This is a genomic window from Rhodococcus sp. S3, assembly GCF_058211795.1.
Map to the genome: position 1 here is coordinate 1,907,394 of NZ_CM177074.1, position 16,150 is coordinate 1,923,543.

Here is a 16,150-nt window from a genome sequence, read left to right on the forward strand (position 1 = left end):
ACCGACCGGCCTCGTTAGACTCGGCCCATGCGCGTTTACCTGGGAGCCGACCACGCGGGCTTCGAACGGAAGAATGAGATCATCGAGCACCTGAAGAAGAACGGCCACGAGCCGATCGACTGCGGTGCGTTCGAGTACGACGCCCTCGACGACTACCCGGCCTTCTGCATCGAGGCCGCGCGGCGCACCGTCGCCGACAAGGGCAGCCTCGGCATCGTGCTCGGGGGTAGCGGCAACGGCGAGCAGATCGCCGCCAACAAGGTGCCGGGTGCGCGCTGCGCCCTGGCGTGGAGCGTCGACACCGCCAAGCTTGCGCGCGAGCACAACAACGCGCAGCTCATCGGCATCGGTGGCCGTATGCACAGCCTCGAGGAGACCCTCGCGATCGTCGACGCCTTCCTGTCGACCGAGTGGTCGAACGAGGAGCGTCACCAGCGCCGCATCGACATCCTCGCCGAGTACGAGAAGACCGGCGAGGCCCCGGCGGTTCCCGGCGCGCCTGCCTGATCCGTGCCCGAAGGACACATCCTGCACCGGCTCGCCCGGCTGCACCACGAGTGGTATTCGGGTGCGCCGGTGCGGGTGTCCAGTCCGCAGGGGCGGTTCGCCGACGGTGCCGCCGCCGTGGACGGACGCGTCCTGACCCACGCGGACGCGTGGGGCAAGCATCTCTTCCACCACTACGAGGGTGGTCTCGCCGTCCACGTGCATCTCGGTATCTACGGTGAGTTCACCGACCGCGAGTTGCCGCTCGGCGAACCGGTCGGACAGGTGCGGATGCGGATGATCGGCGCGCGCCACGGCAGCGACCTGCGTGGTCCGGCGGCGTGCGAGGTGCTCACCCCCGGTGAGGTCGAGTCGATCGAGGCCCGGCTCGGTCCCGACCCGCTGCGTCCCGACGCCGATCCCGAGCGGGCGTGGCGCCGCATCGGCAGATCACGCACCGCGATCGGGGCGTTGCTCATGAACCAGGCCGTCATCGCCGGGGTCGGCAACGTCTACCGCGCCGAAGTGCTCTTCCGCCACGGCATCCATCCGGAACGTCCGGGAAACAAGCTGTCCCGCAGTGAGTTCGACGCGATCTGGGCCGACCTCGTCGAGCTGATGAACGTCGGTGTCGAGCACGGGCGCATGCACGTCGTGCGACCCGAACACGACCACGGCGCGCCGGCCTACGCCAAGAACAGACCCCGTACGTACGTCTATCGCCGTGCCGGCGAACCCTGCCGGATCTGCGGGACTCCCGTCCTGCACTCGGTCATGCAGGCGCGGAACCTGTTCTGGTGCCCGGTCTGTCAGCCGAGCTGACCCGACTCAGGGGATTCGGCTCAGTCGACCCGGCTCAGAAATCGAAGCCGCCGAAATCGAATCCGCCGCCGTCCCCGCGACCGAAGTCGCCGCCACCGAAATCGTCACCGCCTCCGAACTCGTCGCCCCCGCCGTATTCGTCACCACCGCCGAAGTCGTCGCCCCCGCCTGTCTCCGCGGACGGATCACCGACGCCGGATTCGAATGCCTGCGCGTCGTAGGGGACACCGGCCATCCCGGCGAACATCGTCGAGAAGAGCAGCATCGAGCCGACACCCCACGCGCCTGCCACCAGGGCGGGCTTCCACCACGGCTCCGAATACCAGCCCGCAGGGACGGGCCGGCCCGCGACGCGACCGCCCGGGTAGTAGTTCGGTGTCGCGGAGGACGGTGACGGCGACGCGGCGATGGTGCGTCCCTCGAAGTCGACCGTGCGTTTCTCGGTGACCTCGCCGGCGGACTTCTGTCCGTCGAGCGTCGGGATCTCCGGACCCGGGTCCATGCCCATCGCCAGGCGCGCGGCGCGGATGTAGTACAGACCTTCGAGCGCGGTCTGTTTCGCGAGACGCGCCTGCATCGGCGAGTTCGCCTGCTCGATCTGGGAGCCGGCGGCGGTGAAGCGCTCGGATGCGTCCGCCAGCGCTTGGCGTGAGGCGTCGTCGGTGCCGGTCAGGTTGTAGATCTGGCCGCCGAGACGCTCGATCGCCTGCCGTGCGTCGGCCTTGGCGTCGTCGAGGGTGACGGTGCGGTGACGGGTGGTGCTCTTCTGGGAGCGGGAGACGAAGTACACCACGGCACCGACGGCGGCGAGGATGAGCAGAAGTTCCACGGCCGATCCTTCCGGTGGGGAGGGTCCTGTTCTCCAGCGTACCGACGCGGGGAGTCACTCCCCGAGGACCGCGCGCATCCCTTCCTGCAGGCAGGAATCGAACGAATCGCGGTTGGGGAGGACCGTGGGGTCCACCGCCAGGCCCATGCAGCAGGTGTCGCGGTAGGACATCGCCGACGCGGTCATCATTGCGCCGTCGGCCGCGCCGAAGCCGTAGTACCGCTCGATCTTCGCGCCACCGACGTAGAGCGGTGCGTGGGAACCCGGGAGCGTGGACACCACCACGTCCCGCGGACCGACGGCGATGTCGGCCTGTGCTCCGGCGGAGGACGGGAACGAGATGTCGATGCGTCGCATGAGATCGACCGCGTCCATCGCGTGGATCTCCGTCTCGTCCTCGGGTGCCATGGCCACCGCTCCGCCGTCCGGCCCGGGCACGACGACGCGCAGGCCGTCGATCGAGCGGCCGTGTCGACGGCGGTACTCGCTGCACGCGAGGAGCATCGCGGCGGAGAACCCGCTCGACACGCGACAGCCCGCGCGTTCGCAGGCGTGACGCAGGGCGGCGAGATCCGCGTCGAGCACGTGCAGTCGCGGCGCGCGGGGTGCGGGCTCCTCGCGGTCGCCGGTGCGTCCGAGCAGGGCATTGATCAATCCGGTGCCCAGCGACGTGAACACGTGCGCGGCGGTGCGGAACGACTCGGCGCTCTGCTCGGACACCGATTTCGCCCACGACAACATGGAGTCGGACTGCCCGGGAGCCGGCACGGAGCCGAGATGGCGCAGGCGGATCACCAGTGCCGACTGGCCGCCGTCGAGGCCGTCGAGCAGGGTCAGTTCCCAGCGCGGGTGCCCGAGTCCCGAGGGCTCGGGTGCGGTGCGGGCGTAGGCGAGCACCTCCTCGAAACTCGCCGGGGCGGGCAGCTCGACCCGCTCGAGATGCCAGGGCGGATCCGAGTCCGGATGCCCGGTACGGCGCGGCGGGTCGAGGCCGAACGGAAGTTCCACCACGCGGTGCCGGAAGCTCGGCGACTCGTGGTTGCCCGGCGCGAGCACCGCCGCGACCCGATCCCAGTCGGGGGTGGCGTCGAGAAGGACGGCGGCGACGACCGAGGAGCCGGGGGAGCAGTCCCGGGCGAGGTCGTCGGAGGTGTCCTTCACAACAGGGACGGTCTCATATCGTGAACGACACACACCCGCGCATGACTCTCGCTTTGCACTATCGAGTCGAAAAGGTGACATGTCGTTGCTGGATTCGGGATGTCCCCACATGCCGGTCCTCACCGCCGCGCTCGTCCTCTCCAACGTCCGACGGCCACTGCGCCCAGACCCGCCGCGGCGATCCACGGTGCTCCCGAGACGAACGGATCGAGCCACTGGTGATTGACGTCGGCCCGCGAACTCCGACGTCGCGATGCCCCACCGTGCGCGGTGATCTCCGCCCGGAGTCCGCTCTCGGTCACCGGATTGTCGGGGCGGCCCTGCAGCAGCGCCCGGACCCGGCTCTCGGCGACGTCGATGCGGTCGGCGCCGATCAGAAGTAACCAGTGCGCGGCGCGGGCCTCGCTGTACCGGCGGTAGGCGTGCCTGCGCACGACACCCGACAGTCCCTTCAACGGCGCGGTGGTGCCGAAGACCGGCGTGACGAAGGCGTGCTCGATCGAGCGTTCGCGGGTCTCGTGTCCCGGCTGGCGTTCGGGGAAGTCCCAGTGCGCGCCCGTCGCCTCGGGCGCGAAGCGTTCCTTCGGCACCGACGGGCGGTCGCGCGGATCCAGGTCGACGCCCCAGCCGGGGATACGGGCACGCAGCTGGTCGGGGGTCTCGGGCGGTTCGGGCTTGTCTGCGGTGTAGGCCATGATGGTCCTCCTCAGCTCCCGTCGGCGACGATGATCGGTTTGATGCACCCGTCGAGCTTCGACGAGAACATGTGGTAGGCCTCCGCAATGTGTTCGAGCGGAACGCGGTGCGTGACGATGTCGTTCGGTTTCAGGTAGCCGTTGCGGACGTGCTCGAACAGCCGCGGCCACTGGCGCTTGACGGAGCACTGGTTCATTCGCAGCGTCAGGCCCTTGTTGAGCGCGTCGCCGAACTTCACGGCACTGAAGATCGGGCCGTAGGCGCCCATCACCGAGATGGTGCCGCCCTTACGGACACCGTCGATGGCCCAGTTCAGCGCGACCGGCGAGCCACCCTGCATCTTCAGCTTCGCGGCGGTGACGTGCTGCAGGAAGTTCCCGTCGGCCTCCGCGCCGACGGCGTCGATGGCGACGTCCGCCCCGAGATGGCCGGTGATCTTCTTCAGATGGACGACGATGTCGTCGTACTCCGCGAAGTTGTAGGTCTCGGCGTGTGCGAAGGTGCGGGCCTTCTCCAGCCGGTACTCGAGATGGTCGATCACGATGACCCGGCCGGCCCCATGAACCAGGCGGACTTCGCCGCGTACAGGCCCACCGGGCCGGCGCCGAAGACCACGACCGTGTCGCCCTCGACGATGTCGCCCAGTTGGGCACCGAAGTAGCCGGTCGCCAGGGCGTCGGTGAGCATCAGAGCGTCCTCGCCGTCCATCCAGTCGGGCACGACGGTGGGACCGACGTCGGCGAACGGCACCCGCACGAACTCGGCCTGGCCACCGTCGTAGCCGCCGCAGGTGTGCGAGGAGCCGTAGATGCCACCGACCGCGGTGGCGTTGGGGTTGACGTTGTGGCAGTTCGAATACAGGCCGCGCGCGCAGAAGAAGCACGACCCGCAGAAGACGTTGAACGGGACCATGACGCGGTCGCCGGGTTCCAGGCTCTGCACCGACGGACCGACCTCGTGGACCACCCCGACGAACTCGTGGCCGAAGGTCGTACCGACGCGGGTGTCGGGCATCATCCCGTGGTAGAGGTGCAGGTCGGAACCGCAGATCGCCGCCAACTCGACGCGCACGATGGCGTCGTTGGGATGCTCGATCCGGGGAATGTCCTTCTCTTCGACGCGGACCCGATACGGGCCGCGATAGACCATCGCGCGCACACGTGCTCCCTCGTCGTGGCTCGTGTGGTCGCGAATACCCGAGGGAAGGACCTCCGAACGGCAGGTCGCGGGATCAGAGCGCCGGAACGTCCGGGGCGGGGTGGGCGCCGCCGGACAGGGGAGGAGTCTGCGGTCCGTCGACGAACGCGCGGTGCAGTGCGTCGACGACGTCGGCGACGGCGTGACGGCGGGCGAACGCGCGTCGCTGCAGCATCGCCCCGGTGCCGCGGGCGAGGATCGTCTCCCACATCGCCGCCGCGCACCGGTGGTCGCCGGTCGCCTCGAGTTGTGGGCGGATGTATCGGAGGAAAGCGCGGAACGACTGTTGCGCGGTGGCGGGCCGTCCGGTGAACACGTCGACGGCACGTCCGGTCGGCCCCTCGCGAGCAGCGCACAGGTACGCGGCGTGGACGACCTCGTCGGCGACCGGAGGAGCAGTGATGCCCGCCCGGACCTCTCGTTCGGCGGTGGCGACGAGCGCGCGGACGAGCATCGCCAGGAGAACAGTCTCGTCGACCGTCGCCGGCACGTCGCTCACCCGGATCTCGACGGTAGGCAGATGCGCCGAGGGACGCACGTCCCAATAGACCATGCCCGGATCGAGGATGTTGCCGCTCTCGATCATCATGGCGACGATCGCGTCGTAGTGCTCCGCCGACGTGAACCGCGGGGGAGGACCCGCGCACGGCCAGCGGGAGGCCATGATCGCCCGCCAACTGGCGTACCCGGTGTCGCGGCCCCGATGGATGGGCGAGTTGGCCGTCGCGGCCAGCAGGGTGGGCAACCACACCCGGACGTGATTGCACACCAGGACGGCGGTTTCGCGGTCCGCAACACCGACGTGGACGTGGCAGCCGCAGACCTCCTGCTCCTCGACGAGACGTCCGTACCGCTCGGCCATCGTCCGGTAGCGCGGCACATCCGTCACGGACGCGAGCTGTTGGAGCGTGGGCGACACACCCGACGCGAGCAGACCCACGTGCGCCTCCCGCGCGGCCGCGGCTGCGATGGTCCGGCCCTCGACGACACGCGCACGCAACTCGGCCGAGCTGCGGCAGACCGGTGTGTTCACCTCGACCTGGATGCGTTTGAGCTCGTAGTCCATGTCGAGTCCGAGCCGGGCGGCTGTGGCCACGACGAGGTCGTTGCTCGTGGTGAGCCGTTCGGAGGTCGGGTCGACGAGGAAGAACTCCTCCTCGACGCCGACGGTCGGAGCGGAGGTCGGGGGCATGTCCGGAGTCGGTCTGTGGCGCCGAGGCATCGTTGCCTCCCTGCATAGCGAGGCGCCGTCGGTACAGCCGGCGCCGTCGGTGACGCCGGCGCCTTCTCGACCGACCGCTGACCTACGGGGGTGAGACGACGATACTCGGATTTCACACCGGAGAACGGCATTCGATGGGGGAGAGGGACCGACCGGAGTCGTTCCCGACTCCGGCCGGCCGGAGGTGGGGCGAGGCCGGTCCCTCGACACCCCCCTGCGGTGTCATCCGACGACGCCCCACCCGTTCGCGGTCGCGTCCACGGGAGGGACGCGACGAGGAATCACGACGCGGTGGTTCGTGCGGTCGTCGGAATGCGGATGGGCGGGCCGGACGAGACGGGGCCGGACGAGAAGGGCGAGGACCGAGGCCGACGCGAGTCGAACCGAAGTGGACTGCAGCCGAGGTCGCATTCGGACGACCTGTGGTGGGGCTGCTTCTCAACCTCGACGGCATGATGACACCCCTCGGGACCATGTGTCCAGGAATGTGCATGTCACCTGCCGGAAACCGGACGTCGGCGACGGTCCGGAACGACGAAGCCCGCCGGTGCTGTGTGCACCCGGCGGGCTTCCTCCGTGGAGGGGATGACGGGAATCGAACCCGCGTAGCCAGTTTGGAAGACTGGGGCTCTACCATTGAGCTACATCCCCGTTGCGGCTGCGGCGCCGGTGTCGACCGGTGCTGCGGCTTGCGAGATGTGACTGTACCGGACCTCGCTTTGGATTTCATAATCGGGGGGCCGTAGGATTCTGCGATGGGTCCCGCGGGTCGGATGCGGTGCCTTCACGACCGGGATGTGGCGCAGCTTGGTAGCGCATCCGCTTTGGGAGCGGAGGGTCGCAGGTTCGAATCCTGTCATCCCGACCAGATCGAACAGCGTCAGCGCGCTCAGTAGTGACACGAACGACCGACAAGAGAGCACGACAGAAGGAGCATGTCCGTGAAGAGCACCGTCGAGCAGCTGAGCCCGACGCGAGTCCGTATCAATGTTGAGGTGCCCTTCGAGGAGCTCCAGCCTGATTTCGACCGCGCTTTCAAGGCCCTCGCCGGCCAGGTCCGCATCCCGGGCTTCCGCCCCGGTAAGGCTCCTCGCAAGATCCTCGAGGCCCGCGTCGGCCGCGGCGCCGTTCTGGACCAGGTCATCAACGAGGCCATCCAGAGCCGCTACAGCGAAGCCGTGACCGCGAACGACGTCAAGGTCATCAGCCAGCCCGAGATCGACGTCACCAAGCTCGAGGACAACGTCGAGCTGGCGTTCACCGCCGAGGTCGACGTCCGTCCCGAGATCACCCTCCCCGATTTCTCCGAGATCGCCGTCACCGTCGATCCCGTCGAGATCACCGACGAGGACATCGCCGAGCAGCTGCTGTCGCTGCGTCAGCGCTTCGGCACCCTCACGGGCGTCGAGCGTCCGGTGCAGGACGGCGACTTCGTCTCCATCGACCTCTCCGCGACGGTCGACGGCAACGAGGTTCCCGAGGCCGCCACCGAGGGCCTGTCGCACGAGGTCGGCTCCGGCCAGCTCATCGACGGCCTGGACGAGGCGATCATCGGCCTGTCCGCCGGCGAGTCCAAGGAGTTCACCTCCACGCTGCTCGCCGGTGAGTACGCCGGTAAGGAAGCCGTCGTCACCGTCAAGGTCAACACCGTCAAGCAGCGCGAGCTGCCCGAGGCCGACGACGAGTTCGCGCAGCTCGCGAGCGAGTTCGACACCATCGGCGAGCTCGAGGCCGACCTCCGCGAGCGCGTCCAGCGCGTCAAGCAGGTCGAGCAGGCCGGCCAGATCCGCGACAAGGTCCTCGAAGTTCTCCTCGAGACCGTCGAGATCCCGGTCCCCGAGGCCGCCGTCCAGGCCGAGGTCGACAGCGCGCTGCACGACGCGATCCACGAGCTCGATCACGACGAGACCAAGCTGAACGAGCTGCTCGAGGCCCAGGGTACGAGCCGCGAGGAGTTCGACAAGGAAGCACGCGAGTCCGCCGAGCGTTCGGTGAAGACCCAGCTGCTCCTCGACGCGATCGCCGAGGCGGAGAACACCACGGTCGAGCAGCAGGAGCTGACCGAGCGCATCTTCTTCCAGGCGCAGCGCTACGGCATCCCGCCGGAGCAGTTCATCCAGCAGATCAGCCAGGCCAACCAGCTCGGCGCCGTCTTCGCCGACGTCCGCCGCGGCAAGGCGCTCGGCACCGTCGTCGATCGCGCCACCGTGACCGACACCACGGGTGCGACCGTCGACACCAGCGAGCTGTTCGGCACCAAGAACGACGACGACGCCGAGGGCGAGAACGCCGAGGCGGAGACCACCGAGGACTCGGCTTCCGAGTAGTCGGACGACCCATGGAGATTCGAAACCCCAGGGGCACGAATTTCCGCTTTCAGCGAAGAGGGGCGGCACCGGGCATCCGGTGCCGCCCCGTTTCGTTAGTGTCAGTGTCAGCAACCCACGATCGACGAGAAGGCAGGTACCCGTGACTCCTCAGAATCCGGCGACATCCATCGGTCCCGCGATGACCTCGGCCACCGCTGGGCTGAACCTCAGCGACTCGGTGTACGAACGCCTGCTCCGCGAGCGCATCATCTTCCTGGGCACCCAGGTCGACGACGACATCGCGAACAAGCTGTGCGCGCAGATCCTTCTGCTGTCGGCCGAGGACCCCACCCGCGACATCTCCCTGTACATCAACTCGCCGGGCGGTTCGGTCACCGCCGGTATGGCGATCTACGACACGATGAAGTTCGTCGAGTGCGATGTCGCGACCTTCGCGATGGGCCTTGCCGCCTCGATGGGTCAGTTCCTGCTCTCCGCCGGCACCAAGGGCAAGCGTTACGCACTCCCGCACGCGCGGATCATGATGCACCAGCCGTCCGCAGGCATCGGTGGTACGGCGAGCGACATCGCGATCATGGCGGAGCAGTTCGCACACACCAAGCGCGAGATGGCCGAGCTCATCGCGGAGCACACGGGCCAGTCGGTGGAGCAGATCACCAAGGACTCCGACCGCGACCGCTGGTTCACGGCGCAGCAGGCGCTCGAATACGGCTTCGTCGACCACGTCGTCTCCCGGGCGCAGCAGGCCGGCGGCACCGCCAACTAGGTCCCGGCCCGATCTGCCCTCACACCACCGAATTCTTGGAGAAGCGATGACCAACATGTTCGATCCGCGTCAGCTCGGCGGCGCCGCTCCTGCCTCGCCCGCGAGCCGCTACATCCTCCCGTCGTTCATCGAGCACTCGAGCTACGGCGTCAAGGAATCCAACCCGTACAACAAGCTGTTCGAAGAGCGCATCATCTTCCTCGGCGTCCAGGTCGACGACGCGTCCGCCAACGACGTGATGGCCCAGCTGCTGGTGCTCGAGTCGCTCGATCCCGACCGCGACATCACCATGTACATCAACTCGCCGGGTGGTTCGTTCACCTCGCTCATGGCGATCTACGACACCATGCAGTACGTCCGCGCCGACATCACCACGGTGTGCCTCGGCCAGGCGGCGTCCGCCGCGGCCGTCCTGCTCGCCGCCGGCACCCCGGGCAAGCGTCTGGCGCTGCCCAACGCTCGCGTGCTCATCCACCAGCCCGCGACGGGTGGCATCCAGGGGCAGGTCTCCGACCTCGAGATCCAGGCCGCCGAGATCGAGCGCATGCGTACCCTCATGGAGAACACGCTCTCGAAGCACACCGGTAAGGATCCCGAGCAGATCCGCAAGGACACCGATCGGGACAAGATCCTCACGGCGGAGCAGGCAGTCGAATACGGTCTGATCGACCGGGTCCTCGAGTACCGCAAGCTCTCGGCCCAGAAGTAGAACGTCGCAGGTGGTTCCGGAAGGCACGGTGCCTTCCGGAACCACCGACGCCGGGACTGTGATCGCCGACACATGTTGTGGTGTACAAATATGACCGGAAACGCGCAGAACCGGTCGACCTGCGCGCCGACATCCGGGTACGGTCGATCAAAGGGCCCGCTCCCCGGGACCGCCCCGTGTGGTGGTTGCGGGACCGGTTGCACGCACACGAGGAAGTAGGGACCTGACTGATGGCACGTATCGGTGACGGCGGAGATCTGCTCAAGTGCTCCTTCTGCGGAAAGAGCCAGAAGCAGGTCAAGAAGCTCATTGCGGGCCCCGGTGTCTACATCTGCGACGAGTGCATCGATCTCTGCAACGAGATCATCGAGGAGGAGCTGGCCGAGACCAGCGAGGTCAAGCTCGACGAGCTGCCCAAGCCGGCCGAGATCCGCGACTTCCTCGACAACTACGTGATCGGCCAGGACGACGCCAAGCGCACGCTGGCCGTGGCGGTCTACAACCACTACAAGCGCATCCAGGCCGGCGACAAGGGCCGCGACTCCCGCGGTGAGACGGTCGAACTCGCGAAGTCCAACATCCTGCTTCTCGGCCCCACCGGTTGTGGCAAGACCTACCTCGCGCAGACGCTCGCGAAGATGCTCAACGTGCCCTTCGCCATCGCCGACGCCACCGCACTGACGGAGGCCGGCTACGTCGGTGAGGACGTCGAGAACATCCTCCTCAAGCTCATCCAGGCCGCCGACTACGACGTCAAGCGCGCCGAGACCGGCATCATCTACATCGACGAGGTCGACAAGATCGCCCGCAAGAGCGAGAACCCGTCGATCACTCGCGACGTGTCGGGCGAGGGCGTGCAGCAGGCGCTGCTGAAGATCCTCGAAGGCACCCAGGCATCCGTCCCGCCGCAGGGTGGTCGCAAGCATCCGCACCAGGAGTTCATCCAGATCGACACCACGAACGTGCTGTTCATCGTGGCGGGTGCATTCGCGGGTCTCGAGAAGATCGTCTCCGACCGCGTCGGCAAGCGCGGCATCGGCTTCGGCGCCGAGGTGCGGTCGAAGGCAGAGATCGACACCACCGACCACTTCGCCGACGTCATGCCCGAGGACCTCATCAAGTTCGGTCTGATCCCCGAGTTCATCGGCCGCCTGCCGATCCTCGCGTCGGTGACCAATCTCGACAAGGAATCGCTCGTCCAGATCCTGTCGGAGCCGAAGAACGCTCTGGTCAAGCAGTACGTGCGCCTCTTCGAGATGGACGGCGTCGAACTCGAGTTCTCCCAGGACGGACTCGAAGCAGTCGCTGACCAGGCGATCCTCCGTGGCACCGGCGCCCGCGGTCTCCGCGCCATCATGGAGGAGGTGCTCCTGCCCGTGATGTACGACATCCCCAGCCGCGACGACGTCGCCAAGGTCGTGGTCACCGCCGAGACCGTGAACGACAACGTGCTCCCGACGATCGTTCCGCGCAAGGCCGATCGGGAGCGCCGCGACAAGAGCGCCTGAACACGCGACACCCACGATTCCACGAACGCCCCGGCACGGACAGTGTCGGGGCGTTCGTCGTTCTCCCACACAGTAGGTGTGATCTTCGCTGTTCCCACTGACCGGGAGTGGCGGACATCACTCGGCTCGGGAGGTGGCACCTTGACCGCACCTCGAGTCACTGTGTCGGAAGGAATCCCGTTGTCGCTCAACCTCGCGGACCTGTTCGAAGCGATCGTCGACGCCGTCCCCGATCGCACGGCGATCGTGTGCGGGGACGAACGGCTCACCTATCGAGAACTCGACGCCGGTGCGAACCGGCTCGCCCACCACCTCGCCGGTGCAGGGGTGGGCACGGGCGATCACGTCGGCCTGTACATGCGCAACAGCACGGAGTTCGTCGAGTCGCTCCTGGCCTGCCTCAAGATCCGCGCCGTACCGATCAACATCAACTTCCGGTACGTCGACGCCGAGCTGGCCTATCTGTTCGACAACGCGGAACTCGTCGCCGTGATCGCCGACGGCGAGTTCGCCGGCACCACCACTGCGGTGCTGCCGCGAACACCCACGGTGCGGCACGTCGTCACCGTCGGATCGGTCGCCGACGTGGAATGGGGCGAGGTCACCGCCGTCGACTTCGGCAAGGCGACGGCCGGAGAGTCCGCCGAGCGCGACTTCCCGGCGCGTAGCGGCGACGATCTGTTCATCATCTACACCGGGGGGACGACGGGGCTGCCGAAGGGCGTGATGTGGCGGCACGAGGACTTCTTCCACGCGGCGCTGTCGGGCGGGAATCCGTTCGGCGAGCCTCACGCCGATGCCGCCGCAGTGGCGGCCGCGGCCGCACAGATGCCGGAGATGACCTGGATGCTCACCGCGCCCCTCATCCACGGTGCTGCCGTGTACAGCATGTTCAGTGGCTTCTGTCTCGGGACGGCGCAGGTGCTGATGCGGGGCTTCGACCCCGTGGAGGTGCTCGGTCTCATTCAACGCGAGCGGGTGATGACGATGACCATCGTCGGCGACGCCATGCCCCGCCCCCTCGCCGGCGCGATCTCCGAGCACGGATCCGAGTACGACCTCACCTCGCTGTTCGTGGTGGGCTCCGGTGGTGCGCTGTTCTCTCGCAGCGTTCGCGAACAGTTGTCCTCGTTGCTCCCGAACGTCATGGTGCGCGACAATTTCGGTTCGTCGGAGTCCGGTACGGACGGCGAACTCGCCATCGGGGGCGACGGGACGATGCGTATCGCCCCGAAACCCACCGTGCGTGTCGTCGACGAACGGATGCGCCCGCTCGAGTCGGGTTCCGGCGAGATCGGCTACATCGCCCGCGCGGGGCACGTGCCGCTCGGCTACTGGGGCGATCCCGCGAAGACCGCAGCCACTTTCTCGGTCGTCGACGGCGTGCGCATGTCGGTTCTCGGTGACATGGCCCGGGTCGAGGAGGACGGCACGATCGTCCTGCTGGGCCGCGGATCGATGTGTATCAACACGGGAGGGGAGAAGGTGTTCCCCGAAGAGGTGGAGATGGCCGTGAAGAGTCATCCCGACGTCATGGATGTGCTCGTCGCCGGTGTCGACGACGAGCGTTACGGCCAGAGGGTCGGGGCCGTGATCCAGCCGCGCGAAGGGCACGATGTGCCGTCGCTCGACGAGCTGGCCGAGCACGTCGCCGGACTCATCGCTCGTTACAAGGTTCCGCGGGTGGTCGTCGGCGTGGATCACATCGTGCGTTCTCCTGCCGGCAAGGCCGACTACCGTTGGGCGAAGACGACACTCGAGTCGTCCCGTTAGCGGCACCCCTCGTCCGGATGACGGTCGGGGCCAATCGACTCGGTGGCGAAACGCGCTGCGCGGACGAACATCTCGGTCACGTCGTCGTTCGGGTCGGATCTCCGGCGTCGAACGGTCGAGAGGTGCATCGCACCGATCGTTGCGGCGAGAAACTGCGGCGGGTGGTCGGTGCGTACCTCGTCGCGGGGCACACCGGCCTGCAGGATGCGGAGCAGTTCGCCGTCCGGCCGCTGCGTGCGCGCATCGCTGAGTTCCGTTGTCGCCATATCCTTCTCGAGCTCTCCGGCAGGAGAGATGATCGAGACATCGCTCACCGGAACGGATGTCCGAAATCCGGGGACGATCGGGCTCGTTTCGTAGAGAGAACTGGAGGCATGGATGGCTACGGACGGTGTGGTACCGGAAGGCGCGGAACAGGAGATCAAGACCACCGAGACCGATCTCGATGCGCTGCGCGAGCAGTTGCAGGACTGGCTCGGCGAGCGTGTAGGGGCGACGGAAGCCCCGCGGGTGTACAACGTGACCCGCCCGACCCACTCCGGCATGTCCAGCATCTCCGTCCTGTTCGATCTCGACTGGGGCCGTAACGGGCAGCAGCAGACGGAACACCTGGTCGTCCGGCTCGCGCCCGAGGAGACGGCGTTCCCGGTGTTTCCCGGCTACGACCTGCAGCGTCAGTTCGACGTCATGGCCGCGGTGCGCGATCACGGCGCGGTGCCGGTGCCCGCGGTGCGGTGGGTGGAGTCCTCCTCGGGTCCGCTCGGCCGTCCCTTTCTCGTCATGGAACGTGCCGAAGGCGATGTGCCGGTGGACAATCCGCCGTACGTCTTCGGCGGCTGGCTCTACGAGACGAACGACGACGAGCGCGCGGCACTGGAGAAGGCCAGCGTGCGAGTGCTGGCGGCGATCCACGCCGTCGACGATCCGGCCTCGCGGATTCCGTCGCTCGCCGGGACGAACGGACTGTCGGGACTGCGACGGCACTTCGAGAACGAACGCGCCTACTACGAATGGACGCGTCGCGAAGACGGTCTGCGCATCCCGGTGCTGGAGAGGGCATTCGACTGGCTCGACGCCCACTGGCCTGCCGAACCGTCGTCCGACGTGCTGTGCTGGGGCGACGCCCGGATCGGGAACATCATGTACGACGGCACGACTCCCGTAGCGGTGCTGGACTGGGAGTCGGCTGCGCTCGCGCCCCGGGAGCTGGACCTCGGCTGGTTCATCTGTTTCCACCGCATCTTCCAGGACATCGCCGAACAGTTCTCGTTCCCCGGCCTCCCGAATTTCCTCCGACGTTCCGACGTGGTGGCGGAATACGAGAAGGCCGCCGGAGTCGAGGTGCGCGACCTCGACTTCTACCTCGTGTACGCCGCGCTGCGCCACGGCATCGTGATGTCGCAGATCGAGCGCCGGCGTATCCACTTCGGTGAGGTGGAACCACACGACGACCCGGACGCGTACGTCCTCCACCGCGACATGCTCGCGCGCATGCTCGACGAATCCTACGAGTGGGAGAAGTGACCCGATGAAACCAGCTCCGCTCGACGAATTTCCGGTGCACCAGTCACCGCTGTCGATGGGACGGGTGGCGTCCACCGACCGGAACTTCTACGACCGCAACTATTTCAACGCCCATGACCGTACGGGCTCGATCTACCTCATCACCGGTTTCGGCGTCTACCCGAATCTGGGTGTGGTCGACGCCTTCGTCACGGTTCGGCACGGGGATTCCCAGGTAGCGGTCCGGTTCTCCGGCGCTCTCGGGGAGCGGTCCATGGAGAGCGCGGTCGGTGGGTACCGGCTCGAGGTGATCGAACCCTTGCAGAGGATTCGCGTCGTCTGCGAACACGACGAGCTGTCCTGTGACCTCACCTGGGACGGGTCGTTCCCCGCGGTACTCGAAGAGGCGCACATCCTGATGTCGGGTCCGCGCCCCATCCTGGACGCCTCCCGATTCGCTCAGGTCGGGAGCTGGTCGGGCAGCATCTGCGTGCAGGGCAAGGACTTCACGGTCGACCCGGACACCTGGATGGGTACGCGCGATCGCTCGTGGGGCATCCGCCCGGTGGGGGAGCCGGATCCGCAGGGACGCTGGACATACGAGAACCGCGGTGGGCACTACTGGACGTACGCCCCTCTGCGATTCGACGACTTCGCACTCATGGTGATCGTCCAGGAATCGTCCGACGGCCATCGCACGCTCAATCACGCCACACGCGTCTTCCCCGACGGTCGCGTCGAGCAGCTCGGGTGGCCGCGCCTCGAGGTGAACTACCGCAGCGGCACGCGGCACCCCGAATCCGCGCGCATCCACCTCACCACGCCGGAGGGGAAGCCCCTGGTCGTCGAGGTGGAGAACCTCGGGTTCATCTCTCTGAGCCACGGTGCCGGATACGGCGGCGACCCCGAATGGACGCACGGTGAGTGGCGCGGAGAGAACTGGTCGTCCGCGTCGGTGGTGGATACCACCACTGCGGAGTTCCACGGCCGGTTGCCGTATTCGACGATCGATCACATCGCACGAGCGACGATCGACGGGCAGGTCGGTTGGGGGATGTTCGAGCACGCGGTCATGGGACGGCACGACCCGTCCGGTTTCGTCGGCTGGACGGACATGGCGCCGTAGCGACTGTCGGCCACGAGCACCT

The 16,150-nt window shown here is 67.4% G+C and carries 14 protein-coding genes, 2 tRNA genes and 1 pseudogene; 10 read left to right on the forward strand and 7 right to left on the reverse strand.

Annotated elements, in window-relative coordinates; genetic code table 11:
* The first annotated feature begins 27 nt into the window (after nt 1–27).
* Both AC0LPE_RS08880 and AC0LPE_RS08885 read left to right on the forward strand, forming a co-directional pair.
* Nucleotides 28–507 (forward strand): ribose-5-phosphate isomerase, encoded by a 480-nt coding sequence (locus AC0LPE_RS08880; RefSeq protein WP_016691858.1) that lies wholly within the window; start codon nt 28–30, stop codon nt 505–507.
* Nucleotides 508–510: 3 nt separating this feature from the next.
* Nucleotides 511–1,308 (forward strand): Fpg/Nei family DNA glycosylase, encoded by a 798-nt coding sequence (locus AC0LPE_RS08885; RefSeq protein ID WP_016691859.1) that lies wholly within the window; start codon nt 511–513, stop codon nt 1,306–1,308.
* Between the two features lie 34 nt (nt 1,309–1,342).
* Here the strand turns inward: AC0LPE_RS08885 and AC0LPE_RS08890 are convergent, their stop codons facing one another.
* The 6 genes and pseudogenes from AC0LPE_RS08890 to AC0LPE_RS08915 form a co-directional block, all read right to left on the reverse strand.
* Entirely contained in the window at nt 1,343–2,137 is a 795-nt protein-coding gene (locus AC0LPE_RS08890; RefSeq protein ID WP_490606044.1) for a DUF1542 domain-containing protein, read from the reverse strand.
* Between the two features lie 54 nt (nt 2,138–2,191).
* Nucleotides 2,192–3,298, reverse strand: a complete 1,107-nt coding sequence (locus tag AC0LPE_RS08895) for a wax ester/triacylglycerol synthase domain-containing protein (protein WP_088897375.1) — start codon at nt 3,296–3,298, stop codon at nt 2,192–2,194.
* Nucleotides 3,299–3,417: 119 nt separating this feature from the next.
* On the reverse strand, nt 3,418–3,993 hold the full coding sequence (locus AC0LPE_RS08900) for a hypothetical protein (protein WP_160876444.1): 576 nt from the start codon (nt 3,991–3,993) through the stop codon (nt 3,418–3,420).
* A gap of 11 nt (nt 3,994–4,004) precedes the next feature.
* Nucleotides 4,005–5,152 (reverse strand): annotated as a pseudogene (locus AC0LPE_RS08905) (zinc-dependent alcohol dehydrogenase).
* A 73-nt stretch (nt 5,153–5,225) separates the two neighbouring features.
* The gene (locus tag AC0LPE_RS08910; protein WP_490606045.1) at nt 5,226–6,383 is read right to left on the reverse strand and encodes a carboxylate-amine ligase; all 1,158 of its coding nucleotides are present in this window, start codon (nt 6,381–6,383) and stop codon (nt 5,226–5,228) included.
* 607 nt (nt 6,384–6,990) lie between these two features.
* A tRNA-Gly gene (locus AC0LPE_RS08915) sits at nt 6,991–7,064 on the reverse strand.
* Nucleotides 7,065–7,204: 140 nt separating this feature from the next.
* Here AC0LPE_RS08915 and AC0LPE_RS08920 point away from each other — a divergent pair.
* From AC0LPE_RS08920 to AC0LPE_RS08945, 6 genes are all read left to right on the forward strand, one after another.
* Nucleotides 7,205–7,281 (forward strand) — tRNA-Pro (locus tag AC0LPE_RS08920).
* 73 nt (nt 7,282–7,354) lie between these two features.
* The gene (tig, locus tag AC0LPE_RS08925; RefSeq protein WP_490606046.1) at nt 7,355–8,740 is read left to right on the forward strand and encodes a trigger factor; all 1,386 of its coding nucleotides are present in this window, start codon (nt 7,355–7,357) and stop codon (nt 8,738–8,740) included.
* A 142-nt stretch (nt 8,741–8,882) separates the two neighbouring features.
* On the forward strand, nt 8,883–9,509 hold the full coding sequence (locus AC0LPE_RS08930) for an ATP-dependent Clp protease proteolytic subunit (protein WP_016691866.1): 627 nt from the start codon (nt 8,883–8,885) through the stop codon (nt 9,507–9,509).
* A gap of 46 nt (nt 9,510–9,555) precedes the next feature.
* Nucleotides 9,556–10,218 (forward strand): ATP-dependent Clp protease proteolytic subunit, encoded by a 663-nt coding sequence (locus AC0LPE_RS08935; RefSeq protein ID WP_016691867.1) that lies wholly within the window; start codon nt 9,556–9,558, stop codon nt 10,216–10,218.
* A gap of 230 nt (nt 10,219–10,448) precedes the next feature.
* Complete coding sequence (clpX, locus tag AC0LPE_RS08940; RefSeq protein WP_490606047.1) at nt 10,449–11,726, forward strand: ATP-dependent Clp protease ATP-binding subunit ClpX; 1,278 nt, start codon at nt 10,449–10,451, stop codon at nt 11,724–11,726.
* Nucleotides 11,727–11,906: 180 nt separating this feature from the next.
* A complete protein-coding gene (locus tag AC0LPE_RS08945; protein ID WP_490606332.1) occupies nt 11,907–13,499 on the forward strand; it encodes an acyl-CoA synthetase in 1,593 nt (530 codons plus the stop codon).
* Here AC0LPE_RS08945 and AC0LPE_RS08950 read toward each other — a convergent pair.
* Nucleotides 13,496–13,765 (reverse strand): hypothetical protein, encoded by a 270-nt coding sequence (locus AC0LPE_RS08950; RefSeq protein WP_064063323.1) that lies wholly within the window; start codon nt 13,763–13,765, stop codon nt 13,496–13,498. The two genes, AC0LPE_RS08945 and AC0LPE_RS08950, sit on opposite strands and share 4 nt — an antisense overlap.
* Before the next feature lie 112 nt (nt 13,766–13,877).
* On the opposite strand from AC0LPE_RS08950, the gene AC0LPE_RS08955 reads away from it, so the two are divergent.
* Entirely contained in the window at nt 13,878–15,023 is a 1,146-nt protein-coding gene (locus AC0LPE_RS08955; RefSeq protein ID WP_490606048.1) for a phosphotransferase family protein, read from the forward strand.
* Nucleotides 15,024–15,027: 4 nt separating this feature from the next.
* On the forward strand, nt 15,028–16,128 hold the full coding sequence (locus tag AC0LPE_RS08960; RefSeq protein WP_064063325.1) for an Rv3169 family protein: 1,101 nt from the start codon (nt 15,028–15,030) through the stop codon (nt 16,126–16,128).
* Nucleotides 16,129–16,150: the final 22 nt, after the last annotated feature.